Raw genomic sequence first — 23,210 nt, forward strand, 5'->3', positions numbered from 1 at the left:
CTGGCCATTCACAGCAGATCAGGTCCCGCATGTCCAGAAAACCCCGCTTGCGTTCCGGCACTGGCATCACCATGCATGATGTCGGCCAGGCCGCCGGTGTCAGCGCCATTACCGTCTCACGCGCCTTGCACTCGCCAGAGCGCGTGTCTCCCGCCCTGCGTGAGAAAATCCTGCAGGTGGTGGAACAGCTGGGCTATGTGCCCAACCGCTCTGCGCGCCAGCTGGCCTCGGCCCGCTCCCATACCGTACTGGTGCTGATTCCCTCACTGAGCAATACCGTTTTCATTGATGCACTGGCCGGCATCGAATCGGTGTTGCAGCCGGCCGGTTACCAGATGCTGATCGGCAATACCCATTACAGCGACAGCGAGGAACTGGCCCTGCTGCGTGCCTATTTGCAGCACAGCCCGGACGGCCTGCTTGTTACCGGGCTGAACCAGTTGCCCGCATTCCGCCAGATCGTCGCGCAGCAGGCACTGCCCGCGGTGTACATGATGGATTTGAGTGAAGACGACAGGCCCTGTGTCGGCTTTTCCCAGGAAGCCGCTGGTGCCAGCATGACCCGCCATCTGCTGGAGCGCGGCAAGCGCCGTATCGCCTTTCTGGGTGCACAGCTGGATGAACGGGTGATCAAGCGGCTGCATGGCTACCGTTTGGCATTGCAAGAGGCCGGCTGTCACGACCCGGCGCTGGAATGGCTGAACCCGTCACCCTCCAGCATGCAGATGGGTGCCGACATGCTGGATGCGCTGCTGGCTGCCCACCCTGACTGTGACGGTATTTTCTGCTGCAATGACGACCTGGCCATCGGTGCGATTGCCCGCTGTCAGCAACGCGGCATCGCTGTGCCCGCGCAACTGGCCATCGGCGGCTTCAACGACCTGCAAGCCGCCGCCTGGACCACACCAGCCCTCAGCAGCATTGCCACGCCACGCTTTGACATTGGCGTGGCTGCCGCACGCCTGTTGCTGCAACAGCTGAACGGCGAAGCCATGACGTCGCAAAAGCTGGATCTGGGCTTCCAGCTCAAGATACGCGGCAGTTCCTGAGCGCCGTCCCGCACAAGCTGCAAGCCCCCTGTCCGCCCATACTGGCATTGCTGCCATGCAGCACATGATTTGATTGCCGCGCCGATATTGTTAGCGCTAACATCGCGCCAGATTGTTCAGGCAAATTTTTTTATCTCAATTTGTTAGCGCTAACATGAAAACTCCGAACATTGTGGTGATGGGCGTGGCCGGCTGCGGCAAGAGCAGCCTGGGCCAGGCACTGGCTGCCGCCCTGTCATCCACCTACATCGAAGGCGACCGCTTTCATCCACCGGAAAACATTGCCCGCATGCAGGCAGGCATTGCCCTGACCGACGCCGACCGCGCCGGCTGGCTGGCACAGCTGGCCGCGCAACTGGCCAAGGCCAGGGCAGAACAACAAGCCGTGGTGCTGGCCTGTTCAGCCCTCAAGCAGCGCTACCGCGACACCCTGCGCAGCGGCGACCCGGACTTGCTGCTGGTGCACCTCAAAGGTGACAAGGCGGTCATTGCCGAGCGCATGGCGGCCCGTGACGCCCATTTCATGCCGACTTCACTGCTGGACAGCCAGTTTGCCGACCTGGAGCCACCGGAAGCACAGCGCGAAAACGTCATCACGCTGGATGTCAGCCAGCCCCTGAGCACCTTGCTGCAACACAGCTTGCAGCAGATAGCACAACGTCAGTCCCAAGCATAAAAACCGAGACAACAGAGGAGACTTCAGGTGACACAACAATCCACTCCACATCGCAGCACACCACGCCGCTGGCGCATTGGCGGACTACTGGGCATTGGCGTTCTGGTGAATTACTTCGACCGCATCAGCCTGTCTGTCGCCGCTCCGCAGTTACAGCAGGAATTTCATCTCTCCAGCAGCGACCTGGGGGTTTTGTTCAGTGCCTTTTTCTGGACCTATGCCTTATTGCAGATTCCGACCGGGCTGATCCTCGACCGCTTTGGCGTGACCCGCGTCGGGCGCTGGGGTGCCTTGTTATGGGGAGTGGCCTCCACCCTGACCGCCTGTGCCGGTGGATTCGGCGGCGTGTTTGTCGCCCGCGCCTTGCTGGGCGTGGCCGAAGCACCGGGCTTTCCGGTCAGTGCCAAGGCTACCGGCTACTGGTTTCCGCGCCGCGAACGCGCGATGGCAACGGCCTTGTTCGATGCGGCAGCCAAGTTTTCCAATGTGATTGGCGTGCCGCTGGTTGCCCTGACCGTGGTGAACCTTGGCTGGCGCTGGGGCTTTGGCCTTACCGCCCTGCTCAGCCTGGCGTACTTTGTCGCCTTTACCCTGATTTATCGTGACCCCAGCCAGGACAGCAAATTGTCGGCCGAGGAATACCGCCACATCACCGAAGGCGGTGCCGCCGCCGAAGGGGTAAGCCAGGCCGGATCGCTGGCCATGCTGGGCTACCTGTTACGCCAGCGCAAGGTATGGGGTTTGTCCATCGGCTTTGCCGCCTATGGCTATGTGTTTTACCTGTTTCTCACCTGGCTGCCCGGCTATCTGGTGCAGACCATGCACATGAGCATTCTGAAATCGGCCAGCTATGCGGCCATCCCGTGGATATTCGCCACCCTGGCCGACCTCCTGGTGGGCGGCTGGCTGATTGACCACCTGATTGCCCGTGGCCATGACGAAACCCGGGTGCGCAAGGGCGTATTGCTGGGTGGCATGCTGCTGGGGCTTGCCGTATTCGGCACCACCACGACCAGCGACCCGCTGATTGCCATTGTGTGGATCAGCATCGCCCTGAGCGGGCTGGCTGCCGCTGCGCCGGTAGGCTGGTCGCTGCCCTCGCTGATTGCGCCGCGTGGCGGTACTGGTACGGTGGGCGGCATCATGAATTTTGCCAACAACATGATGGGCGCGGTGGCACCGATTGTTACCGGCATCATCGTGGGCAATACCCACTCCTTTACCAACGCCTTCCTGATTGCCGGTTTCATGCTGTTGATCGGGGTGCTGTCCTTCCTCTTCCTGCTGGGTCGCATTGAGCCCATTGCAGAACCACCAAGCACGGGCGGCGCAGCCTGAGTCAAGGCTGATACTGGCTGCACGGTTTGCAAGCGACCCGCCTGGCGGGTCGTTTTGCTGTCAATGCCGCAGTGCCTGTGTGAATGGCCAGTTCCATCTGACAGCTCAGGCTGTAAATATCGCCAGGTCGCCAAGCAAGCAACCGTTACAGGCAGACCCCCCGGCTGCTGTTGGCGCGCTATGCCGGCCACACCCATTCACCCCGCTGAGGAGTTCACATGGAACAGCATCACGCCAGTGTTTTCATTTATCCAACTCACGCAGAAGCCGAAAAAGCCATCCGCATCCTGGACCGCGCCGGTTTCGACATCAAGCAACTGTCCATCATCGGCAAGGGTTATCACAGCGAAGAACATCCGGTCGGGTTTTACACCACCAGCGAAAAGATCAAGACCTGGGGTGGTGTTGGCGCATTCTGGGGCGGCCTGTGGGGGCTGCTGTTTGCCCCCGCCGTCTTTCTGCTGCCAGGCGTCGGGCTGGTTGCCATGGCAGGCCCGATCGTCACCACCCTGGTCAGCGCCGTGGAAGGTGCCGTGGTGGTTGGCGGGGTTTCCGCCCTGGCGGCAGCACTCACCAAACTGGGCGTGAAGAAAGAAGACGCCGTGGAGTACGAGTCGGCACTGAAAGCTGACAAATACGTGCTGCTGGTGCACGGTTCTGCCGCCGATCAGGACAAGGCACAAACCATCCTGAGCAATGCCGACGCCTGGAAATCTGCCTGATATCCCCTGCCGCCAGTGCGCAGCTGCGCCTTGGCGGCAGTTTTCAATCCAGCGCGTGCAACAGTTTCACTTCCACCGGCACCGCCAGCTTGTCGGCCACCCAGGCCCGGTAAGCCTGGTAATGCGCAGAAGCGCGATGGGCCTCCACCGCAGCCATGTCACGGTAGCGTTCAAACACATGCAGCACGTCGACTGCACCCTCTTCCTGCAATACCTGGTACACCTCACAGCCTGCTTCCGCCAGACTGTCCCGCTGCATGTCACGCATGGCATCACGCAGCGCCTGGCTGTGCTCAGGCAGGCAACGCAAACTGGCAAAGATAAATACGCTCATGTTTTCCCCCTGGAATAAACCGCTTTGCGGTCGTCAATCATACTGCAAAGCAGCAGTGCCAGACTGTAGCTGCGCCCAGCCCCTTTGCTGACGACATTGCATGGACCACAAACCAAGCAATTGCTTGCTTGCATATATTTGTGACTGGTAAGGTGATGGCTTCAAACAACACGACACGGGAGAAACTGCAAATGAAACAACGCGATATCGTGGTATTGAGTGCCGTGCGTTCGGCGATCGGTACGTTTGGCGGCGGCCTGAGCCACCTGGAACCGGCCGAACTGGGCGGCATGGTGATGAAGGAAGCCGTGCTGCGTTCCGGCGCAGACGCCAGCAAGATTCACCACGTAACAGTGGGCAATTGCATTCCGACAGAAAGCCGCTATGCCTATGTGGCACGGCTGGCTTCGATTGCGGCCGGTTTGCCGATGGAATCTGTCGCCATGGCAGTCAACCGCCTGTGTGGTTCCGGCCTGCAAGCCGTGGTGTCCAGCGCCCAGGCCATCATGCTGGGTGACTGTGACTATGCCATCGGCGGCGGGGTGGAAGTGATGTCGCGAGCCGGCTACCTGTTGCCGCAATTGCGCAGCGGTGCGCGCATGGGCGACGTCAAGGCGCTGGACATGATGACCGCCGCGCTGACCGACCCCTTCGGTGTGGGCCACATGGGCATTACCGCCGAGAACCTGGTGGACAAATGGCAGCTCAGCCGCGAAGAACAAGACCAGTTCGCCCTGGTTTCGCAACAGCGCGCGGCCGCCGCCATTGCCGATGGCCGCTTTGCCAGCCAGATCGTCCCCATCGTCAGCCAGACCCGCAAGGGTGAAGTGGTATTCGATACCGACGAACATCCGCGTGCCACCACGCTGGAGGCGCTGGCCAAGATGAAACCGGCATTCAAGAAGGACGGCTCGGTCACCGCAGGCAATGCCTCGGGCATCAATGATGGTGCGGCCTTCCTGGTGCTGGCCAGTGCCGAAGCCGCCACCGCAGCCGGACAGCAGCCAATGGCACGGCTGGTTTCCTACGCGGTGTGTGGCGTGCCCAACCACATCATGGGCGAAGGCCCGATTCCTGCCACCCGCGCTGCCTTGCAACGCGCAGGGCTGACGCTGGACCAGATGGATGTGATCGAATCGAACGAGGCCTTTGCCGCGCAATCGCTGGCCGTGTGCAAGGCGCTGGAGCTGGACCCGGCCCGTGCCAACCCCAATGGCGGAGCTATTGCCCTGGGCCACCCGATTGGTGCCAGCGGTGCCGTGATTGCCACCAAGGCCTTGTACGAACTGCAACGCATCAATGGCCGTTATGCACTGGTCACCATGTGTATTGGCGGTGGACAAGGCATTGCCGTCATTTTCGAACGGCTCTGATCCTGCGCCATTGCACTGCAACCGCCCGCCTGCCGGGCGGTTTTTGCTTGCCACTCTCTGCGGCAGGACAAGCAAGATGCATATTCAATACACATATACGGTTTTGGCCCTATAAAATGGCAGTAGCGTAGCGCTCTGTACAGCCTGCCAGTTGACTCTTTACTCCAACCCCCATGGGCCATCAAGCCGAAAGGTTGCCATGGCAATCAAACGCACACTGCTGATAGTGCTGATGCTGGCCAGCCAAGGCCTGGCGCCGGCATTGGCTGAGCAGCGCTGGGACGGCCCACGCAGTGGACCACCCCGGCAGCCGGGCCATTATCAGGTGCTGTATCTGGCGCAGGATCTGCGCAATGGCGGCATTGCCGGCAGCTATCGTGCCTTTGCCTCTGCCGCTGCGGTATTGGGATGGCAGTTACAGATGATCGATGGCAAGGGCAGCAGTGCGCTGCTGCGCCAGGCGCTGGCCAGCGCGATTGAACAACGACGGGTGCAAGGGGTGATTCTGGGTGGCATTGCCGCCAGCGACCTGAGGGTGGAAATCGGTGCGGCCAGGCAGGCCGGCATTCCGCTGGTTGGCTGGCATGCCACCGCCACGCCCGGAGCACAGGACGGCTTGTTTTTCAATGTCACCACCGACCCGCAGGAAGTGGCGCGGCTGGCCACCAGCTATGTCATCCAGCAAAGCCAGGGCAAGGCTGGCGTGGTGATCTTCAACGACGAGCGCTTTGACATTGCCAATGCCAAAACCCGCTTCATGCAGCAGACACTGGCACAGTGCAAGACCTGCAAATTGCTGAGCGTGGAAAACATCCCCATCAACCATGCGGCAGAACGGATGGATGCGGTGGTCAGGCAGTTGAACCAGCGCTATGGCAAGCAATGGACGCACACGCTGGCCATCAATGATGTCTATTTCGATGAAATGAACTATCCGCTGCTGCATGTGCAGCGTGCGGACATCCGCAATGTCTCCGCCGGAGACGGTTCCAGCAAGGCCATCACCCGTATCCGCGCCGGTTTGTCACAACAAAGTGCAACCGTGGCCGAACCACTTGCGGCGCAAGGCTGGCAGATGGCAGACGAACTCAACCGCGCCTTTGCCCATGCCAGCCCCAGCGGCTATGCCAGCAAACCCATCCTGCTTACTCGTGAGGTGTTGCAACAGCTGGGCGAGCAGGACATTGATGCCGCCCTGCCCTACCAGCAAGCCTATCGCGCCATCTGGCGCTTGCGTTAAGCCACGCTTGCTGCCCACTCAGGCCAGCAGCTTGCGCTCGGTCTTTCCGTATTTGAGCGACTTTTCATCCGGCAACATCAAACCGGTGGCCTCGTCTCGCCCTTGCAGGATGAAGCGCGCCTGCGGCTGACCCAGTTGCTGGGCGGCCAGCTGGCTGTCTGCGCCGATTTCACCCTTTTTCATGCGGTTGACGATCAGCCCCACCGAGGTATCGGCAAAGTCACGCAGCATCCAGGCATCGCCATCGCTGTCGCCAGCCACCAGTACCGGGCCATAACCCTTTTTCGCCTGCAACTGCTGGCGGATGCCCACGGTCTTGCCCGGTCCCCAGTTGAAATGCCAGCCCGGCAGATAGCGGTCGGTGTATTTGCCATCGGCCATGTCCAGTCGCAGGCCGATGACATTTTCCGCTGGCACGCCGTAGCCAAAATCCTCATGACCGGCAAACACCCGCACCACATCGTCAATTGACGCGGTGCTGACATACACATCAATGCCGTTGGCGCGCAGGGTATGCATCAGGCCGCGGATTTCCTCATGCACGCGGATGCCATGAAAATGGGTGTCGGCCACTACCCCGGCCTTGCCCGGCAGGGTTTCCGGGCTTTGGTAACGCACCTTGCGCAGGCCATCCCCCAGCGCCGCCTTGTTGGACGCCATGGCCATGGCCTGCAGTTCGGCCGTACTCATGTTCTTGTAGAAATAGATGATCCACTTGTAGCCGATTTCCAGCGGGAAGCTGTCGCAGATGGCGTCATACATGAAGTAAAGCTTGGCGCGGAAATCCTTGAACTGGTCGCTGGCCTGCACGTCTTCCAGGCTGCGGCTGCCGGCCAGGCCCTGATAGTTGGCATATAGCCAGCGATAGTCCGCCACCACGTCGGCCGCGATGTCGGCCATGCGTACCGGCTTGCCATCCACCGTCTTGTAGTCGGCCATGAAGGTTTCATCCGGCACGTCACGCCACACGACCTGGTGGAACTCCTCCGGCGTCAGCTTGTACTGCAAGTGGTTGATCTGGTACATCAGCAAGGCTTCTTCACAGTCATTCATGATGCAGGTGTTATCCCAGTCGAACACGGCGTAAGGCTTGCGGTCGGCGCGGTAAGCGGGGCTGTGACGGCCATGCTGGTCCAGCAGCAATTGCAGGCGCGCCGCATTGCGAGGTGACCAGCGTGCGGTATCCAGCGGAACACTGGCCGTACTGCTCTGTGCACGGGCTGATGAAGAGGCCAGCAACAAGGGGCTGCTGGCGGATACGGCGGCAAGGGCGTGAATGAACTGGCGGCGTTGCATGGTATCTCCCGATCCGGATGACAAAGGAAGACGGGAGGCCATGCCAGCCCGTCAGCATGGCCAGCATAATAAACACCCAATATTACAACTTTGCCACAAAAGTACACAAAGCGCGCAAATCCGACCTGCAAATCCCAGCAGGCGACCGGCTTGACAGGGCAGCTAAGCCAGGGAGAATGAGCAGGCACTTATCAGGTGGAGAAGCCCATGTGGCAAGAAGAGCGCTACCAGCGCATCCGTGCCTTGCTGGCACTGGAGCAGCGCATCAGCACTGACCGGCTGGTCAGGGAGCTACAGGTATCGCGGGAAACAGTCAGGCGGGATGTCGCCGCGCTGGAAGCGCTGGGACAGTTGCGCCGCACCCATGGCGGCATTGTGCGTCCCAGCGCAACGGAAGCCCCGATTGCCGAACGGGCGCAGCTCAATGTCCGTCTCAAGGAAGACATTGCCCGTGCGGTGTGCAGCAGGCTCAGTGCCGGGCAAACCGTGTTCATTGATGCCGGCACCACCACCGCCCTGCTGGCCCGCCAGCTGGTCGGGCTCTCCGGCCTGACCATCATCACCAATGCCTTTGATGTGGCGCTGGCTCTGCGCCAGCCGGAGGGCGGCAAACGCCATCAAGTCATCATGCTGGGGGGTGAACTGGGCGAACGTGCCGCAGCCACGGTGGGCGGCAGCACCGTCAATGCCATCCGCCATTACCGGGCCGACATTGCCTTGCTGTCCCCGGTTGGCGTCAGCTGCGATATGGGGGCCAGCAATTACGATCACCACGAGGCCGAAGTGGCCCGTGCCATGAGCGAGCAGGCCGATCAAACCTTTATCCTGGCCGATGCCAGCAAGCTGGGCCTCAGCAGCCGCTTCAGCCTGTGCCGGGCGGAAGCCATCGACCTGCTGGTCAGCAACCGGCAGGACGCCCCGTCGCCAGCCTGCGAGGCACTGGCAGCACAAGTGGGAGAGCTGTGGCTGGTATAAGGCGGTCCTGACTGATACCAAGATGGCATATGCAAACAAGTAAATGTTATTTTTGTTATATTAAAAACAGAAATATCCTGCTTTGAGTTATATAAATTCAAGGCATGGTCATGAACTTCCAGCAACTGCGCATCATCCGCGAAACCGTGCGCCAGAACTTCAACCTCACCGAAGTCGCCAACGCGCTGTACACCTCGCAATCCGGCGTCAGCAAACACATCAAGGACCTGGAAGACGAACTGGGTGTCGAACTGTTCGTCCGCAAGGGCAAGCGTTTTCTGGGGCTGACCGATCCGGGCAAGGAATTGCTGATCATCGTGGAGCGCATGCTGCTGGACGCCGGCAACATCAAGCGCCTGGCCGAACAGTTCAGCCTGCGCGACGAAGGCCAGCTGACCATTGCCACCACCCACACCCAGGCGCGCTATGCGCTGCCCAAGGTGGTGACTGCCTTCAAGAAAGCCTTTCCCAAAGTACATCTGGTACTGCATCAGGCCAGCCCGGAAGAGCTGGTGCGCCTGCTGCAGTCCGGTGATGCCGATATCGGTATTGCCACCGAAGCGGTGGCCGAAGTGCCCGAGCTGGTTTCCTTCCCCTACTATGGCTGGTACCACAGCGTGATTGCCCCGCCGGATCACCCGCTGCACCAGCAAACCCTGTCGCTGGAAACGCTGGCCGAATACCCTATCGTCACCTACCACCAGGGCTTTACCGGCCGTGCGCAGATTGACCGTGCCTTTGCCCGCGCCGGACTGGTGCCGGACATCGTGATGTCGGCACTGGATGCCGATGTGATCAAGACCTATGTGGAACTGGAACTGGCAGTCGGCATTGTCGCCTCCATGGCCGTGGACCCGCAGCGTGACCAGGCGGTGAAAGTGGTGCCGGGCGAGCCGCTGTTCGGCCAGCAAACCACCCGCATTGCCATTCGTCGCGGCCATTACCTGCGCAGCTATGCCTACCGCTTCATCGAGCTGTGCTCGTCCGCGCTGGATGAAAGCACGGTGCGCAGCGCACTGAACCCGGCCCTGCAGGACTGAACCGGCCAATAGCGCCCGGCATTACAACTATTGATGTTTCTTGCCGCAAGTTGACGCACGGACAGGGTATGGTGCGGGTTTTCCCACCATACCCTGCTCCAGGCAGGCCAGGACTGCCGTGCCATGCTCAAGGCGCTTTCCCGACTGATTTCCCGACGCCCGCCACTGCCCGCGCTGACGCATGCCAGCATCAATACCCTGTGCCATGATTTTCTGCCACGCGTCCAGGCGCTGAACCGCGAACGGCTGGACACCATCCAGCAACAGCCAGCGCAGCACCCGGCGCTGTTCCGGGAAGACAGCATGAACCTGTACCAACGCGCGAGCCTGTATCTGGAGTACGGCGAATGGCACAAGGCACGCCAGTTGCTGGACGCGGCGGCCCGACGCCTGCAGGCGCACGCCCCGGATGCCGCTGCCACCTTGCTGCATTTGTGCCGCGACATGCAGGCGGCCGAGCGGCAACAACGGGAACTTCTGCGCAACTGAGCCGGTCTAGCCGAGCTGACTTGACCTGCTGGCCAGTACAGGTAACATCCCCAGCCCTGCCCTATTTTTTGCAATCGTGCTGCCGTTCTGGCTCGCAGCACACCGCCAGTTGAGATTCATGTCCGCTTACACCCGCCTCAGCACCGCCCTTGTCCTTGGCAGCGCCTTGTCCTGTCTGTTCTCCAGCCCGGCCCGCGCCGAATCATGGCTGGAGAGTGCCAGCAACGAAGTCCAGCATGTCTGGAACGATGGCACGCTGGATGCCTACCTGCCCTTGAACACCTATCACATGCGCTGGGCCTATACCAAAGAGAAGATCGCCGAGTTCAACGAAAACCCCTGGGGTTTTGGCCTTGGCCGCAGCCTGCGTGACGACAATGACAACTGGCATGCGCTGTACGCCATGGCTTTTCTCGACTCGCACAAGAAAGTAGAGCCGATTGCCGGTTATGCCTATACCCACCCCTTTTTCCGCGCAGGTGAGTGGCGTGCAGAGATCGGCTATACCGCCTTCATCACTTCGCGCACCGACACCCTGCACTCCTTCCCCTTCCCGGGTGTGCTGCCGCTGGTGGGTATCAGCTATGGCAATCTGACCATCAACAGCACCTATATTCCCGGCGGCAAGGGCAATGGCAATGTGCTGTTTACCTTTGCCCATTACCACTTCTGAGTGCGGCTAACAAAAACACTGCTGCTGCGCTGCGCCTGCTTGCCCTACTCTTGTACTGTTGGCGTCGGCGCGCCTTGCCCCAGGGTCGCAACGCTATTTTGTCAGCCGCTCCAAGCCCGGATACCTGCCCCGGCAGCGCATGTAAAACATGTTAAACGGGGCTAATTGGCTTCACTTCGCTCAAAGCGGTGTAAAGCTGGCAGCCACAAGCTTGTAGCGCTGCCAGCGCCTGACTAAGGTGGGCGCATTGTCACCATGAAGGCAGGACTCTCATGCGCCCCTCTCACTTTATTGTTGTCAGCGCCACGCTGGGCCTGCTGTTGTGCAGCACCAGCCATGCGGCAGACAGCAACATGCCGGCTGACTCGGCTGTACATCGTTGCCAGGCCGGGCATCAGGATGCCTCGGAACCGGGGCACCACCAATGCGATCCGCACGGCCCGCATCCGGCCGATGAGCATGGACACATGCCACCCCCGCCGCACGAGCCGCCGTTGGCTGCCGTCAAAGCCTGCGTGGGCAAGAAGACAGGCAGCAAGACCACCATTTACCTGCACGGCGACAGCATTCCCGCCATATGCCAGCCCTACGACGGCATGGTACTGGCCAAGCCGCTGCGTCCACTGTTCCCGCCGCCGCCACCAGATGAAGGGCCACACGCTCCGCAGTAAGAGCGGCTAACAAAATAGCGTAGCGTCCCTGGTGCAAGGCGCGCCGACACAGACAGTACAAGGAGTACGGCAAGGAGGCGCAACGCAGCAGCAGGATTTTTGTTAGCGGCTCCAAGAGCACGGCTGCAATGACAAGGCCGGGGATTGCCCGGCCTTGTCACATCAACTCACCATCTGTTTGCCCAGAACAACTGGCTTACAGCTTGAGCATGCCCTTCTCCTCGATGATGGCGATGATGTCCGCCAGGCCCTGCCCGCTTTTGAGATTGGAGAACACAAAGGGCCGCTCGCCGCGCATCTTGCGTGCATCGCGCTCCATCACCTCCAGCGAAGCGCCCACCAGCGGTGCCAGGTCTATCTTGTTGATCACCAGCAAGTCGGATTTGCAAATACCCGGCCCGCCCTTGCGCGGAATCTTGTCACCGGCAGACACATCGATCACATAAATGGTGAGGTCGGACAACTCCGGGCTGAAGGTGGCGGCCAGATTGTCACCGCCGCTTTCGATGAAGATGACGTCCAGCCCCGGATGACGGGCATTGAGCTGTGCCACCGCTTCCAGATTGATGGACGCATCCTCGCGGATGGCAGTGTGCGGGCAGCCGCCGGTTTCCACGCCAATAATCCGGTCCGGCGACAGTGCTTCGTTTTTCACCAGAAACTGGGCATCTTCCTGGGTATAAATATCGTTGGTGACCACGGCGACGTTGTAGATATCGCGCAGGGTGCTGCACAGCGCCCAGGTGAGGTGGGTCTTGCCCGAGCCGACCGGCCCGCCGATTCCAACGCGCAAGGCGGTTTTCTGCATGGTGTATCTCCTCTGGCCTGTTTCGCTCAGGAGCGGAACAGGCGGCTGTACTGGGTTTCGTGTTTCATCGCCGCCCACATCAGGCCGGGGGCGAAATTACTGTGCTGTCCGGCAGGCAGGCTGATGGCGCGCTCCACCGCATCCGCCAGCGCGGGCAGCAGGGCCGACAGCAGCAGCTGGCCTGCACTCTGGCCCATGGGCATGGCCTTGAGCAGCACCATCACCTGGTTTTCCAGCCAGCTCCACAGCAGCGCCGTCACTGCTTCGCGCTCGTCTATGCCCAGCGCACGGGCCGCCAGCGCCCATGCCACCGGCAGGCAGACGTCGCCATTGGCCAAGCCATCCGGCCAGCTCATGGCCTGTCCTTCCGGCAAACCCGCCAGCAACTGGCGCAGCGAGTAGCCCATTTGTATGGTTTCCTGTCTTTGCTCGCGGCAATCGCGGCTGGCCAGATAGCGCTGGTTGAGCCGGTACAATGCAGCCTCGTCGCCAGCGGCCAGTGCTTGCAGCATGCGGGAGAGCATGGCGGCATCAAAATGGCAGACCGGGCCTTGCAAGACTTCATGCAACCACTGCTGCGCACTGGCGGCATCGTGTACCAGGCCCAGTTCCAGCGCACTTTCCAGCCCCTGCGAATAGCTGAAACCGCCAATCGGCAGGCCGGGGCTGGCCAGGCGCAGCAATTGCAGCAAAGGCAGCAGTGTGCTCATGCCGGCTGACCGAACAGATGCAGCTTCGGCGCGTACTGGAAGGCGGCATCCTTGCCGTGCGAATGATGATGGCCGCCGCCGTAGGCTCCGCTTTCCGGATTGAACGGCGCAAACAGCCGGCTCACTTCCGCCCCCATTTGCTGCAGCATCTGCTCCAGCACATAGTCGTCCAGCAGCCGCAACCAGCCCTCGCCCACCTGCAAGTGAACGTGACGATTGCCCAGATGGTAGGCCGCACGGCACAGCGCTTCCGGGCTGGCGCAACGCACATGCAGCAGAGGCTCGTCTGCCGCCAGTATGCGCACCACGCGGCCATCTTCCGCCCGCAGGCACTGACCATGCGCCAGCGGTGCGCCAGCGGATAAAAACAGGCCGGCTTCTTCGCCATCCACGGTACGGGTACGCAGCCGGGTCTGCTGCGCAATTCAAAGCTGAGCAGCAAGTCGGCATCACTGCGGCAGGCTTGCGGCAGTCGCTCGGTAATCACCAGCATGTTCTTTCCTTGTTTGTCTGTTTTCCGGGCCGTAACCCGGTGGTTTCCAGGCCATGAATGTCCTATGCCAGCTGTGCCTGTTCAGAACAGGAAATAGCGCTGGGCCATGGGCAGCACGGCGGCCGGTTCGCACCACAGCAGCTGTCCGTCGGCTTTTACCTGATAGTTTTGCGGGTCCACTTCGATCTGCGGCAGGTAGTCGTTGTGGATCAGGTCGGTCTTTTGCACGCTGCGGCAGCCATGTACCGCCACCAGTCGCTTGTTCAGGCCCAGCGCCTCGCCTATACCGGCATTAAGCGCAGCCTGTGAGACAAAGGTGACGCTGCCATCGGCAATGGCCTTGCCAAAGCTGCCGAACATCGGGCGGCTGTGTACCGGCTGCGGGGTGGGAATGCTGGCATTGGCATCGCCCATGGCGGCCAAGGCGATGATGCCGCCCTTGAGGATGAGCGATGGTTTGACGCCAAAGAACATCGGTTTCCACAGCACCAGGTCGGCCAGCTTACCCACCTCGATACTGCCCACTTCGTGGCTGATGCCGTGGGTGATGGCCGGGTTGATGGTGTACTTGGCGATATAGCGCTTGATGCGGGCGTTGTCGCAGCCTTCGCTGTCCCCCGCCAGCGGGCCGCGCTGCTGTTTCATCTTGTCGGCCGTCTGCCAGCAACGCAGGATGGTTTCCCCCACGCGGCCCATGGCCTGGCTGTCGGAGGACATCATGGCAAAGGCACCCAGATCATGCAGGATGTCCTCGGCGGCAATGGTTTCGCGCCGGATACGGCTTTCGGCAAAGGCCACGTCTTCGGCAATCGAGGCATGCAGGTGATGGCACACCATCAGCATGTCCAGGTGCTCGTCGATGGTGTTGACGGTAAACGGCCGTGTGGGATTGGTGGAACTGGGCAGCACATTGGCAAAGCCACAGGCCTTGATGATGTCGGGTGCGTGGCCGCCACCGGCCCCTTCGGTGTGATAGGTGTGAATAGTGCGGCCCTTGAATGCTGCCAGCGTGGTTTCGACAAAACCGGCTTCGTTCAGCGTGTCGGTGTGAATGGCCACTTGCACGTCCATCTCGTCCGCCACACTCAGGCAGTTGTCGATGGCCGCCGGGGTGCTGCCCCAGTCCTCGTGCAGCTTCAGGCCGATGGCCCCGGCGCGCACCTGTTCGCGCAGTGCTTCCGGCAGGCTGGCATTGCCCTTGCCGGTAAAGCCCAGGTTCATGGCAAAGCCTTCCGCTGCCTTGAGCATGCTGGCCATATGCCAGGGCCCGGGTGTGCAGGTGGTGGCATTGGTACCGGTGGCCGGGCCGGTGCCACCGCCAATCATGGTGGTGATGCCGGCAGCGAGTGCCTCTTCGATCTGCTGCGGGCAGATGAAATGGATATGGGTGTCGATGCCGCCAGCGGTGATGATCATGCCTTCACCGGCAATGATTTCGGTGGCCGCACCAATCAGGATGTCCACACCGGGCTGGATGTCCGGGTTACCCGCCTTGCCGATGGCGGCAATGCGGCCGCCCTTCAGGCCGATGTCAGCCTTGACCACACCCCAGTGGTCGATGATGAGCGCATTGGTAATCACGGTATCCGCCACCTCGGCGGCCACGCACTGACCCTGGCCCATGCCGTCGCGAATCACCTTGCCGCCACCGAACTTCACTTCTTCGCCATATACGGTGAAGTCGCGCTCTACTTGTGCCCACAGGCCGGTATCAGCCAGTCGCACTGCATCGCCCGTGGTGGGGCCGAACATTTCGGCATAAGCCTGTCTGCTGATTTTCATAAGTCCCCCATCACCCGGCCCTGAAAGCCGAATACGCGGCGTGCGCCATCCAGCGCCACCAGTTCCACCGTGCGGGTCTGCCCCGGCTCGAAACGCACCGCCGTACCGGGGGCGATATTCAGCCGGAAACCACGTGCGGCAGCGCGGTCGAAGCACAGTGCGTCGTTGGCTTCGGCAAAGTGGTAATGCGAGCCGACCTGTATCGGCCTGTCACCACTATTGGCCACCTCCAGCTGCAAGGTGCGCGGCCGACATTCATTTCGATATCGCCGCTGGCAAAGCGGATTTCTCCTGGAATCATCGCAATCTCCTGTTGGCGGGCTGCGTCAGACAATGGGCTGGTGCACGGTGACCAGCTTGGTGCCATCCGGAAAAGTGGCCTCCACCTGGATATCCGGAATCATCTCCGGCACACCGTCCATCACTTGTTCGCGCTTGAGCAGCGTGGTGCCGTAATGCATCAGTGCGGCCACGCTCTGCCCGTCACGTGCGCCTTCCAGAATGGCGGCACTGATATAGGCCACGGCCTCGGGATAATTCAGCCGCAGGCCACGGGCCAGGCGGCGCTCTGCCACCAGCCCGGCGGTGAAAATCAGCAGCTTGTCTTTTTCGCGGGGGGTCAGTTCCATGGGGTGCTTTCTTGTCAGCTTGCCCAGATGCGCGGCTGGCTGGCTGCGCGTCCGTGGCTGAAGGGATAGATCAGGTTGCGACAGCCACGCAGCCAGTGATGGGCAGCTTCGGCGCTGTCACCAATAAAGCGGGCCAGCCAGATGCCGGGCAGCTGACTGGCAGCGGCACGCCCGGCACAGGGCAGTTCCAGACAGGCCTGATGGATGTCTGGCGGCAGTGCCGGCCCGGCCCACAGCAGGGTAGCCAGCACGCTGTGGCCACCCATGCCCACCGGGGATGCCAGCAAGGGGCTGTCACCGGGCACATGGTTGTGCTCGCACCACAGCAGGGTGTCGTCACGCCATACTTCGCTGCCTTGCTGCCACAGGCCACGGTCAAAGTGTTCGGCGCTGGCCGGGCGGCCCAGGCACATCACCTCGCCAGCCAGCAGGCGGGCATCGCCCTGCAGACGGAAGCAGTTGTCCAGCTGCACGGTACTGCCGGCATACAGAATGGTTTCCTGTGGCAGCCATTCCAGCAGGCTGCCTGGCTGCTGGCGCACTTGCAGCTGCTGGCCGCGGCCGACCGAAGCTGTCATACCATTTGGCCGCGCCGGGGCTGGTAAGCAGTACCTGGCTGCCTGCGGACAGATCGACATCCAGCGTCAGCCTGTCCCCGCCAGCCATGCCGCCCGGAGGATGCACCACAATGTGCTGGCACTGGCCATGACCATCGATGAAGTGTTTTTGTCACCCGCAACGGCCCCTGGTGACGTCGATGCACCGGCACGGTGCGGCCTTGCACCAGGGCATAGCCCAATTCCAGTGCGGCATGCCAGCCGGCTTGCAAACCGGCAGGCAAGGCATTGGCCATGCTCAGCGCGTTCAGATTCATCAGCAGTCAATCAGCAAGGTGGATGGTGCAAGACTCAGCAATTAGCGTGCCGGGAGACAGGCTGACAGCCTGCCGTGTCAGATGGCCAGCAGTTCGCGTACTCCGTCCTGCGCCATGTCGGAACCAGCTCCGCAACGTATCACCTCGCCACGTGACATCACCATATAGCGATCGGCCAGTGCTTCGGCAAAGTCGTAGTACTGTTCCACCAGCAGGATGGCCATGTCGCGTCGCGCCGCCAGGTTGCGGATGACTTCGCCTATCTGCTTGATGATGGACGGCTGGATGCCCTCGGTGGGTTCGTCCAGCACCAGCAGCGATGGCTGGCTGACCAGCGCCCGGCCAATGGCCAGTTGCTGCTGCTGGCCGCCGGACAGGTCGCCACCACGACGCTGGCGCATGTCGTACAGCACCGGGAACATCTCGTACACCGAGGCCGGAATCTCGCGCCCGGCCTTGCCGCCAAAGCGCGCCAGCCCCATGCGCAGGTTTTCTTCCACCGTCAGCCGGCCAAAGATTTCCCGCCCCTGCGGCACATAGGCAATGCCACGCGCCACGCGCTGGTGCGGCGCACAGCGGCTGATGTCCTCTCCCTGCCAGCGGATGCTGCCGTTTTTGGCCGGCAGCTGGCCCATCAGGCAGCGCAGCAAGGTGGATTTGCCCACGCCATTGCGGCCGAGCAGGCAGGTCACCTGGCCGATTTCGGCTTGCAGGCTGACGCGGCGCAGAATGTGGCTGCCGCCGTAGTATTGGTCCAGTTCTTGTATGTCCAGCATGTCAGCGCCCCAGATACACTTCGATCACCCGTTCATCCGCCTGCACTTGCTGCAGGCTGCCCTCGGCCAGTACCGCGCCCTCGGCCAGCACTGTCACCTTGCCGGCAATGCTGGCGATGAAATCCATATCGTGTTCCACCACCATCAGGGAATGGCGGCCCTTGAGGGTGAGCAGCAGCTCGGCAGTCTTTTCGGTTTCGGCATCGGTCATGCCGGCCACCGGCTCGTCCAGCAGCAATAGTTGCGGCTCCTGCGCCAGCAACATGCCGATTTCCAGCCACTGCTTCTGGCCGTGCGACAGCAGCCCTGCCTGCCGCGCCCGCTGCTCGCCCAGGCGGATCAGCGTCAGCAATTCGTCGATCCGGTCACGCTGCTGCCCGGAGAGACGGGCGCGCAGGCTGGCCCACACCGAACGCGGCCCGGCCAGCGCCAGCTCCAGGTTCTCCTGCACCGTCATCGCCTCGAACACCGTGGGTTTCTGGAACTTGCGTCCTATGCCCAGCTGGGCAATTTCCGCCTCGGAATGCTGGGCCAGATTGATGGTCTGGCCGAAAAAGGCCGAGCCGCTGTCGGCACGGGTCTTGCCGGTAATCACGTCCATCATGGTGGTCTTGCCCGCGCCGTTGGGACCGATGATGCAGCGCAGCTCGCCCACGCCGATGGACAGGGACAGACGGTTGAGCGCACGAAAACCGTCAAAGCTGACGCTGATGTCGTCCAGATACAGGATCTGGCCATGGGTGACATCCACCCCCGGCTGCAACAGGCGGCCACTGGCCGGGGTATCGCCATCCCAGCTTTCACGCTGTAGCGCTTGCGAAGTAGTGACGGGCATCATGCCTTCTCCTTGTGACGGCGCAGCAGGCCCAGCAGGCCGCGCGGCAGAAACAGCGTGGTGGCAATGAACAGCCCACCCAGGAAGAACAGCCAGTATTCGGGAAAAGCCACGGTGAACCAGCTTTTGGCCGCATTGATGAAGCCCGCGCCCAGCACCGGGCCGATCAGGCTGCCACGCCCGCCCACTGCCACCCAGATGGCAATTTCGATGGAGTTGGCCGGCGACATTTCCCCAGGATTGATGATGCCCACCTGCGGCACGTACAGTGCCCCGGCCAGGCCGCACAGCATGGCGGACGCCACCCAGATGAACAGCTTGTAATACAGCGGGTTGTAACCGCAGAACATCAGCCGCGACTCGGCATCGCGAATGGCAGTGAGAATGCGGCCGAACTTGCTGTTGACCAGCCAGAAACCGGCGGCCAAGGCAGCCACCAGCAGCAGCACGGTCAGCAGGAACAGCGTGGCACGGGTGCCCGGCGCGGCAATGCCGTAGCCGAGGATGCGCTTGAAGTCGGTAAAGCCGTTATTGCCGCCAAAGCCGGTTTCATTGCGGAAAAACAGCAACATGGCGGCATAGGTGAGCGCCTGGGTCATGATGGAAAAGTACACGCCCTTGATGCGCGAACGGAAAGCCAGCCAGCCGAACACCAGCGCCAGCAGGCCGGGCACACCCACCGCCAGACACAGCGCCCAGGCCAGATGCTCGCTGCCCTGCCAGAACCACGGCAGGGTTTTCCAGTCGAGAAACACCATGAAGTCCGGCAGATCGCTCTGGTAATTGCCGTCATGGCCGATGGCACGCATCAGGTACATGCCCATGCCGTAGCCACCCAGGGCAAAGAACAGGCCGTGGCCCAGGCTGAGCAGGCCGGTGTAGCCCCACACCAGGTCCATGGCCAGCGCCACGATGGCATAGCACAGGATCTTGCCCACCAGGGTGAGAGTGTAGGCCGACACATGCAGGCTGCTGGCCGGGTCCGTCCATAAATGCAGGGCCGGCATGGCCAGCAGCACGGCCAGTGCTGCGCCACCGGCCAGTTTCAGCGGCTGCGGCCCCAGACGGGTGGCCAGCCGCAGGGAAAGTGCGGTTTGCATGATGGTGCTCCTAGTCCAGTACCCGGCCCTTGAGGGCAAACAGGCCTTGCGGACGCTTCTGGATGAACAGGATGATGAAGCCGAGGATGAGGATCTTGCCCAGCACCGCCCCCAGCGACGGTTCCAGAATCTTGTTGACGATGCCAAGGCCCATGGCCCCGGTGACGGTCCCGGCCAGCTGGCCTACTCCGCCCAGCACCACCACCATGAAGCTGTCCACGATATAGCCCTGCCCCAGCTCCGGGCCAACGTTGCCGATCTGGCTCAATGCCACGCCGCCCAGCCCGGCAATGCCGGAACCCAGTCCGAAAGCCAGCATGTCCACCTTGCCGGTGGGCACCCCCACGCTGTCGGCCATGCGGCGGTTTTGCGTGACGGCACGCACGAACAGGCCCAGCCGCGTCTTGTTGAGCAGCAGCCAGGTCAGCACCAGCACGCCCGCAACAAAGGCGATGATGGCCAGCCGGTTATACGGCAGGGTGAGCGCCGGGGTGATTTCCCAGCCGCCGGACAGCCAGGACGGGTTGGCCACTTCCACGTTCTGCGCGCCAAACAGCATGCGCACCGCCTGGATCAGCATCAGGCTGATGCCCCAGGTGGCCAGCAGGGTTTCCAGCGGACGGCCATACAGATGGCGGATGATCAGCCGCTCCAGCGCCATGCCGATGACAAAGGTAACGGCAAAGGCCACCGGCAGCGCCGCCAGCAGATAGGCATCGAAAGCGCCCGGCCACCAGCTGCGGAACAGGTTCTGCACCACATAACTGGCGTAGGCGCCGATCATCAGCATTTCGCCATGCGCCATATTGATGACACCCAACAGGCCGTAGGTGATGGCCAGCCCCAGGGCGGCCAGCAGCAGTACCGAGCCCAGGCTGATGCCGCTGAAGGCATAGCCCAGCATGTTGTAACGCCACTGGCTGGACTTGATGTCGGCCATGGCCTGACTGGCGGCAGCGCGTACGCTGGCTTCCGGCTCGCTGGCGGCGACTGTCAGCGGGGCCAGCAGGCTGAGGGTGGCCGGGTCGCACTGTCGGCCAGGGTGTGAATGGCGCTCAGCCGCTGTGCGGCATCCGGGCTGGCCAGTTGCAGGCGGGCGCTGGCCATGTGCAGGGCCTGTCTGACCTGGCTGTCCTGTTCCTGTTGCTGCCGGCTCAGCAGCAAGGGCAGCAGGCCGGGGTTGGCACTGTCCTGCAAGGCCTGAATGGCGCTCAGGCGCTTGCTGCGGTCCGGGTCGCCAGATCACCGGCCGCATGAAACGCCTCCAGCGTACTGCGCACGCTGTTGTTGACCGGCAAGGCATCCAGACTGCTGGCATCGCCAGCCACCGGCTGACCGTTGTCCACATCGCTGAGCTTGCCGTCAGCGCCTTGCAATAACACATGGTTGCCATCGGCGCTGGTAAACAGCCTGCCCTCTTCCAGCGCGGCAACCGCCTGACGACGCGGGCCGTCGGCCTGCACCGTCCACTGGGTGATCAGCCCGGCACGGTCGGCCGGGTCGGCATGTGCCAGCTCGGACAGCGGGCTGGCCGCAGCCAGGCTGCTGTACAGTGACAGCGGCAAGAGCAGGGACAGCAGCAGGAACAGGGGCTTGAACAATTGCATGGTGCATTCCTTACAGGATATGCCCGCCACCACCCGGAAAGGGCAGCAGCGGGCAAGGGCGTGCGTCGTCCCGTGCTGTGCCTGAAACAATCAACCAGAGCGGCTGATAAACAGGCGCAGCAGGGATGTGGTCAGCCGCTGTTACTTGCTCTTCACCGGGGTGTCGGGCTTCTTGTCATTGCCCGGAATGAAGGGGCTCCACGGCTGCGCGCGGATCGGGGTCTTGGTTTTCCACACCACCGAGAACTGACCGTTAGGCTGGATTTCGCCAATCATCACCGGCTTGTGCAGGTGATGGTTTTTCGGGTCCATTTCCAGCGTGAAACCGGACGGGGCGGCAAACTTGATGCCGGCCATGGCCTTGGTGACGGCGGCGACATCTGTGGTGCCGGCTTTCTTCACTGCCTCGGCCCACATATTGATGCCCACGTAAGTGGCTTCCATCGGGTCGTTGGTCACCAGCTTGTCGGCATTCGCCAGGCCCTTCTTCTTGGCCCAGGCGCGGTAGTCGGCAATCCACTTGCTGTTCACCGGGTTCTTCACGCTCATGAAGTAGTTCCAGGCAGCCAGATGGCCCACCAGCGGCTTGGTGTCGATGCCCTTGAGTTCTTCCTCACCCACCGAGAAGGCCACCACCGGCACGTCGGTGGCTTTCAGGCCCTGATTGCCCAGTTCCTTGTAGAAGGGCACGTTGGAGTCGCCATTGATGGTGGAGATGACGGCCGTCTTGCCACCGGCAGCGAATTTCTTGATGTTGCCGACGATGGTCTGGTAATCGCTATGCCCGAAGGGGGTGTACATCTCCTGGATGTCTTCGTCCTTCACGCCCTTGCTGTGCAGGAAGGCCCGCAAAATCTTGTTGGTGGTACGCGGGTAGACATAGTCGGTCCCCAGCAGGAAGAAGCGCTTGGCACCGCCGCCTTCCTTGCTCATCAGGTATTCCACCGCCGGAATGGCCTGCTGGTTGGGCGCAGCCCCGGTGTAGAACACATTGGGCGACATTTCCTCACCCTCGTACTGCACCGGGTAGAACAGCAGGCCGTTCAGCTCCTCGTACACCGGCAGCACCGATTTGCGCGATACCGAGGTCCAACAGCCGAAGGTCACCGCCACCTTGTCCTTGCTCAGCAACTGACGCGCCTTTTCGGCAAACAGCGGCCAGTTGGAGGCCGGGTCCACCACGACCGGTTCCAGTTTTTTGCCCAGCACGCCGCCCTTGGCATTGATCTGGTCGATGGCAAACAGCGCCATGTCCTTGAGCGAGGTTTCCGAAATGGCCATGGTGCCGGACAGGGAGTGCAACACCCCCACCTTGATGGTGTCGGCGGCAAAGGCCGGCATGGACAGCAGGCCGGCGGCGGCCAGAACCAGCGGAGCGGACTTCAGAAAAGTGCGACGAGTGCTTGCCATGAGATTCCCCTGATGATGTGAGATGGATTGTTGCGCTGCGTCATCAAGGTAACCGCAGCCTGCGGTCGGAAAAATACGTTACATGACGTAGATGGCTACGCAGGCGGGCGACAAGGGCTGCTTGGCGCAGCGCCATGCCCTTGTGCTAGGCTGTCTCTCCCATTCCCCCACGGAGCTGTTCATGCTGCCACGCAGCGCCTGGCGCGATTTTGCGGAGCGGACTTCAGAAAAGTGCGACGAGTGCTTGCCATGAGATTCCCCTGATGATGTGAGATGGATTGTTGCGCTGCGTCATCAAGGTAACCGCAGC

26 protein-coding genes and 1 pseudogene are annotated in these 23,210 nt (G+C 61.8%); 11 read left to right on the plus strand and 16 right to left on the minus strand.

Features of this window, described 5'->3' with window-relative positions; genetic code table 11:
• Positions 1-29: 29 nt before the first annotated feature.
• The 4 genes from gntR (at position 30) to AWT75_RS09825 (ending at position 3,785) form a co-directional block, all read left to right on the plus strand.
• Positions 30-1,049 (plus strand): HTH-type transcriptional regulator GntR, encoded by a 1,020-nt coding sequence (gene gntR, locus AWT75_RS09810; RefSeq protein WP_082696036.1) that lies wholly within the window; start codon positions 30-32, stop codon positions 1,047-1,049.
• A gap of 154 nt (positions 1,050-1,203) precedes the next feature.
• On the plus strand, positions 1,204-1,725 hold the full coding sequence (locus tag AWT75_RS09815) for a gluconokinase (protein WP_062789025.1): 522 nt from the start codon (positions 1,204-1,206) through the stop codon (positions 1,723-1,725).
• 27 nt (positions 1,726-1,752) lie between these two features.
• Positions 1,753-3,063, plus strand: a complete 1,311-nt coding sequence (locus AWT75_RS09820; protein WP_062789026.1) for an MFS transporter — start codon at positions 1,753-1,755, stop codon at positions 3,061-3,063.
• A 218-nt stretch (positions 3,064-3,281) separates the two neighbouring features.
• Positions 3,282-3,785 (plus strand): hypothetical protein, encoded by a 504-nt coding sequence (locus AWT75_RS09825; protein ID WP_062789027.1) that lies wholly within the window; start codon positions 3,282-3,284, stop codon positions 3,783-3,785.
• A 43-nt stretch (positions 3,786-3,828) separates the two neighbouring features.
• Here AWT75_RS09825 and AWT75_RS09830 read toward each other — a convergent pair whose 3' ends face one another.
• Positions 3,829-4,119, minus strand: a complete 291-nt coding sequence (locus AWT75_RS09830) for a putative quinol monooxygenase (RefSeq protein WP_062789028.1) — start codon at positions 4,117-4,119, stop codon at positions 3,829-3,831.
• A gap of 191 nt (positions 4,120-4,310) precedes the next feature.
• Here AWT75_RS09830 and AWT75_RS09835 point away from each other — a divergent pair, with 191 nt between their 5' ends.
• Positions 4,311-5,492, plus strand: coding sequence for an acetyl-CoA C-acyltransferase family protein (locus AWT75_RS09835; protein ID WP_062789029.1), 1,182 nt, complete (start codon positions 4,311-4,313; stop codon positions 5,490-5,492).
• Between the two features lie 199 nt (positions 5,493-5,691).
• The gene (locus AWT75_RS09840; protein ID WP_062789030.1) at positions 5,692-6,732 is read left to right on the plus strand and encodes a substrate-binding domain-containing protein; all 1,041 of its coding nucleotides are present in this window, start codon (positions 5,692-5,694) and stop codon (positions 6,730-6,732) included.
• 18 nt (positions 6,733-6,750) lie between these two features.
• Here AWT75_RS09840 and AWT75_RS09845 read toward each other — a convergent pair whose 3' ends face one another.
• A complete protein-coding gene (locus AWT75_RS09845; RefSeq protein WP_062789031.1) occupies positions 6,751-8,028 on the minus strand; it encodes a haloacid dehalogenase-like hydrolase in 1,278 nt (425 codons plus the stop codon).
• 207 nt (positions 8,029-8,235) lie between these two features.
• On the opposite strand from AWT75_RS09845, the gene AWT75_RS09850 reads away from it, so the two are divergent.
• The 5 genes from AWT75_RS09850 (at position 8,236) to AWT75_RS09870 (ending at position 11,876) form a co-directional block, all read left to right on the plus strand.
• Complete coding sequence (locus tag AWT75_RS09850; protein WP_062789032.1) at positions 8,236-9,003, plus strand: DeoR/GlpR family DNA-binding transcription regulator; 768 nt, start codon at positions 8,236-8,238, stop codon at positions 9,001-9,003.
• Between the two features lie 110 nt (positions 9,004-9,113).
• Positions 9,114-10,043, plus strand: a complete 930-nt coding sequence (locus AWT75_RS09855; protein WP_045848018.1) for a CysB family HTH-type transcriptional regulator — start codon at positions 9,114-9,116, stop codon at positions 10,041-10,043.
• A gap of 123 nt (positions 10,044-10,166) precedes the next feature.
• A complete protein-coding gene (locus tag AWT75_RS09860) occupies positions 10,167-10,532 on the plus strand; it encodes a hypothetical protein (RefSeq protein ID WP_062789033.1) in 366 nt (121 codons plus the stop codon).
• 118 nt (positions 10,533-10,650) lie between these two features.
• Complete coding sequence (gene pagP / locus AWT75_RS09865; RefSeq protein ID WP_045848016.1) at positions 10,651-11,205, plus strand: lipid IV(A) palmitoyltransferase PagP; 555 nt, start codon at positions 10,651-10,653, stop codon at positions 11,203-11,205.
• 272 nt (positions 11,206-11,477) lie between these two features.
• Positions 11,478-11,876, plus strand: coding sequence for a hypothetical protein (locus tag AWT75_RS09870; protein WP_062789034.1), 399 nt, complete (start codon positions 11,478-11,480; stop codon positions 11,874-11,876).
• Positions 11,877-12,072: 196 nt separating this feature from the next.
• Here AWT75_RS09870 and ureG read toward each other — a convergent pair whose 3' ends face one another.
• The 14 genes and pseudogenes from ureG to urtA form a co-directional block, all read right to left on the minus strand.
• Positions 12,073-12,684 carry an urease accessory protein UreG gene (ureG, locus tag AWT75_RS09875; protein ID WP_062789035.1) on the minus strand — a complete coding sequence of 204 codons (612 nt, stop codon included), beginning with the start codon at positions 12,682-12,684 and terminating at the stop codon, positions 12,073-12,075.
• A 26-nt stretch (positions 12,685-12,710) separates the two neighbouring features.
• A complete protein-coding gene (locus AWT75_RS09880; protein ID WP_062789036.1) occupies positions 12,711-13,394 on the minus strand; it encodes an urease accessory protein UreF in 684 nt (227 codons plus the stop codon).
• Positions 13,391-13,786, minus strand: coding sequence for an urease accessory protein UreE (locus AWT75_RS09885; protein ID WP_239689535.1), 396 nt, complete (start codon positions 13,784-13,786; stop codon positions 13,391-13,393). The genes AWT75_RS09880 and AWT75_RS09885 overlap by 4 nt, the downstream gene beginning before the upstream one ends.
• A gap of 182 nt (positions 13,787-13,968) precedes the next feature.
• Positions 13,969-15,669: an urease subunit alpha gene (gene ureC, locus AWT75_RS09890; protein ID WP_062789037.1), complete on the minus strand. Its 1,701-nt coding sequence runs from the start codon at positions 15,667-15,669 to the stop codon at positions 13,969-13,971.
• A complete protein-coding gene (locus tag AWT75_RS09895; RefSeq protein ID WP_338021296.1) occupies positions 15,666-15,908 on the minus strand; it encodes an urease subunit beta in 243 nt (80 codons plus the stop codon). The genes ureC and AWT75_RS09895 overlap by 4 nt, the downstream gene beginning before the upstream one ends.
• Before the next feature lie 87 nt (positions 15,909-15,995).
• Positions 15,996-16,298 (minus strand): urease subunit gamma, encoded by a 303-nt coding sequence (locus AWT75_RS09900; protein WP_045848009.1) that lies wholly within the window; start codon positions 16,296-16,298, stop codon positions 15,996-15,998.
• A gap of 14 nt (positions 16,299-16,312) precedes the next feature.
• A pseudogene (locus AWT75_RS09905) lies at positions 16,313-16,964 on the minus strand (urease accessory protein UreD).
• Positions 16,965-17,249: 285 nt separating this feature from the next.
• Positions 17,250-17,948, minus strand: a complete 699-nt coding sequence (gene urtE / locus AWT75_RS09910) for an urea ABC transporter ATP-binding subunit UrtE (protein ID WP_062789038.1) — start codon at positions 17,946-17,948, stop codon at positions 17,250-17,252.
• Position 17,949: 1 nt separating this feature from the next.
• Entirely contained in the window at positions 17,950-18,786 is an 837-nt protein-coding gene (urtD, locus tag AWT75_RS09915; RefSeq protein ID WP_082696037.1) for an urea ABC transporter ATP-binding protein UrtD, read from the minus strand.
• A complete protein-coding gene (urtC, locus tag AWT75_RS09920; RefSeq protein WP_045848007.1) occupies positions 18,783-19,883 on the minus strand; it encodes an urea ABC transporter permease subunit UrtC in 1,101 nt (366 codons plus the stop codon). Before urtC ends, urtD begins: the two co-directional genes overlap by 4 nt.
• Before the next feature lie 10 nt (positions 19,884-19,893).
• Entirely contained in the window at positions 19,894-20,823 is a 930-nt protein-coding gene (gene urtB / locus AWT75_RS09925; protein WP_204376919.1) for an urea ABC transporter permease subunit UrtB, read from the minus strand.
• A gap of 53 nt (positions 20,824-20,876) precedes the next feature.
• Positions 20,877-21,080, minus strand: coding sequence for a hypothetical protein (locus AWT75_RS22135; RefSeq protein WP_204376920.1), 204 nt, complete (start codon positions 21,078-21,080; stop codon positions 20,877-20,879).
• 14 nt (positions 21,081-21,094) lie between these two features.
• Positions 21,095-21,490: a hypothetical protein gene (locus AWT75_RS20840; protein ID WP_082696038.1), complete on the minus strand. Its 396-nt coding sequence runs from the start codon at positions 21,488-21,490 to the stop codon at positions 21,095-21,097.
• Between the two features lie 141 nt (positions 21,491-21,631).
• Entirely contained in the window at positions 21,632-22,900 is a 1,269-nt protein-coding gene (gene urtA, locus AWT75_RS09930) for an urea ABC transporter substrate-binding protein (RefSeq protein WP_062789039.1), read from the minus strand.
• Positions 22,901-23,210 lie beyond the last annotated feature (310 nt).

It is taken from the genome of Aquitalea pelogenes (assembly GCF_001515305.1).
Taxonomy (GTDB): domain Bacteria; phylum Pseudomonadota; class Gammaproteobacteria; order Burkholderiales; family Chromobacteriaceae; genus Aquitalea; species Aquitalea pelogenes.

Coding starts and splice junctions, on each gene's coding strand:
- gntR (WP_082696036.1), top strand. CDS start 30: ATGTCCAGAAAACCCCGCTTGCGTTCCGGCACTGGCATCACCATGCAT.
- AWT75_RS09815 (WP_062789025.1), top strand. CDS start 1,204: ATGAAAACTCCGAACATTGTGGTGATGGGCGTGGCCGGCTGCGGCAAG.
- AWT75_RS09825 (WP_062789027.1), top strand. CDS start 3,282: ATGGAACAGCATCACGCCAGTGTTTTCATTTATCCAACTCACGCAGAA.
- AWT75_RS09830 (WP_062789028.1), bottom strand. CDS start 4,119: ATGAGCGTATTTATCTTTGCCAGTTTGCGTTGCCTGCCTGAGCACAGC.
- AWT75_RS09835 (WP_062789029.1), top strand. CDS start 4,311: ATGAAACAACGCGATATCGTGGTATTGAGTGCCGTGCGTTCGGCGATC.
- AWT75_RS09840 (WP_062789030.1), top strand. CDS start 5,692: ATGGCAATCAAACGCACACTGCTGATAGTGCTGATGCTGGCCAGCCAA.
- AWT75_RS09845 (WP_062789031.1), bottom strand. CDS start 8,028: ATGCAACGCCGCCAGTTCATTCACGCCCTTGCCGCCGTATCCGCCAGC.
- AWT75_RS09850 (WP_062789032.1), top strand. CDS start 8,236: ATGTGGCAAGAAGAGCGCTACCAGCGCATCCGTGCCTTGCTGGCACTG.
- AWT75_RS09855 (WP_045848018.1), top strand. CDS start 9,114: ATGAACTTCCAGCAACTGCGCATCATCCGCGAAACCGTGCGCCAGAAC.
- AWT75_RS09860 (WP_062789033.1), top strand. CDS start 10,167: ATGCTCAAGGCGCTTTCCCGACTGATTTCCCGACGCCCGCCACTGCCC.
- pagP (WP_045848016.1), top strand. CDS start 10,651: ATGTCCGCTTACACCCGCCTCAGCACCGCCCTTGTCCTTGGCAGCGCC.
- AWT75_RS09870 (WP_062789034.1), top strand. CDS start 11,478: ATGCGCCCCTCTCACTTTATTGTTGTCAGCGCCACGCTGGGCCTGCTG.
- ureG (WP_062789035.1), bottom strand. CDS start 12,684: ATGCAGAAAACCGCCTTGCGCGTTGGAATCGGCGGGCCGGTCGGCTCG.
- AWT75_RS09880 (WP_062789036.1), bottom strand. CDS start 13,394: ATGAGCACACTGCTGCCTTTGCTGCAATTGCTGCGCCTGGCCAGCCCC.
- ureC (WP_062789037.1), bottom strand. CDS start 15,669: ATGAAAATCAGCAGACAGGCTTATGCCGAAATGTTCGGCCCCACCACG.
- AWT75_RS09900 (WP_045848009.1), bottom strand. CDS start 16,298: ATGGAACTGACCCCCCGCGAAAAAGACAAGCTGCTGATTTTCACCGCC.
- urtE (WP_062789038.1), bottom strand. CDS start 17,948: ATGCTGGACATACAAGAACTGGACCAATACTACGGCGGCAGCCACATT.
- urtD (WP_082696037.1), bottom strand. CDS start 18,786: ATGATGCCCGTCACTACTTCGCAAGCGCTACAGCGTGAAAGCTGGGAT.
- urtC (WP_045848007.1), bottom strand. CDS start 19,883: ATGCAAACCGCACTTTCCCTGCGGCTGGCCACCCGTCTGGGGCCGCAG.
- urtB (WP_204376919.1), bottom strand. CDS start 20,823: ATGGCCGACATCAAGTCCAGCCAGTGGCGTTACAACATGCTGGGCTAT.
- AWT75_RS20840 (WP_082696038.1), bottom strand. CDS start 21,490: ATGCAATTGTTCAAGCCCCTGTTCCTGCTGCTGTCCCTGCTCTTGCCG.
- urtA (WP_062789039.1), bottom strand. CDS start 22,900: ATGGCAAGCACTCGTCGCACTTTTCTGAAGTCCGCTCCGCTGGTTCTG.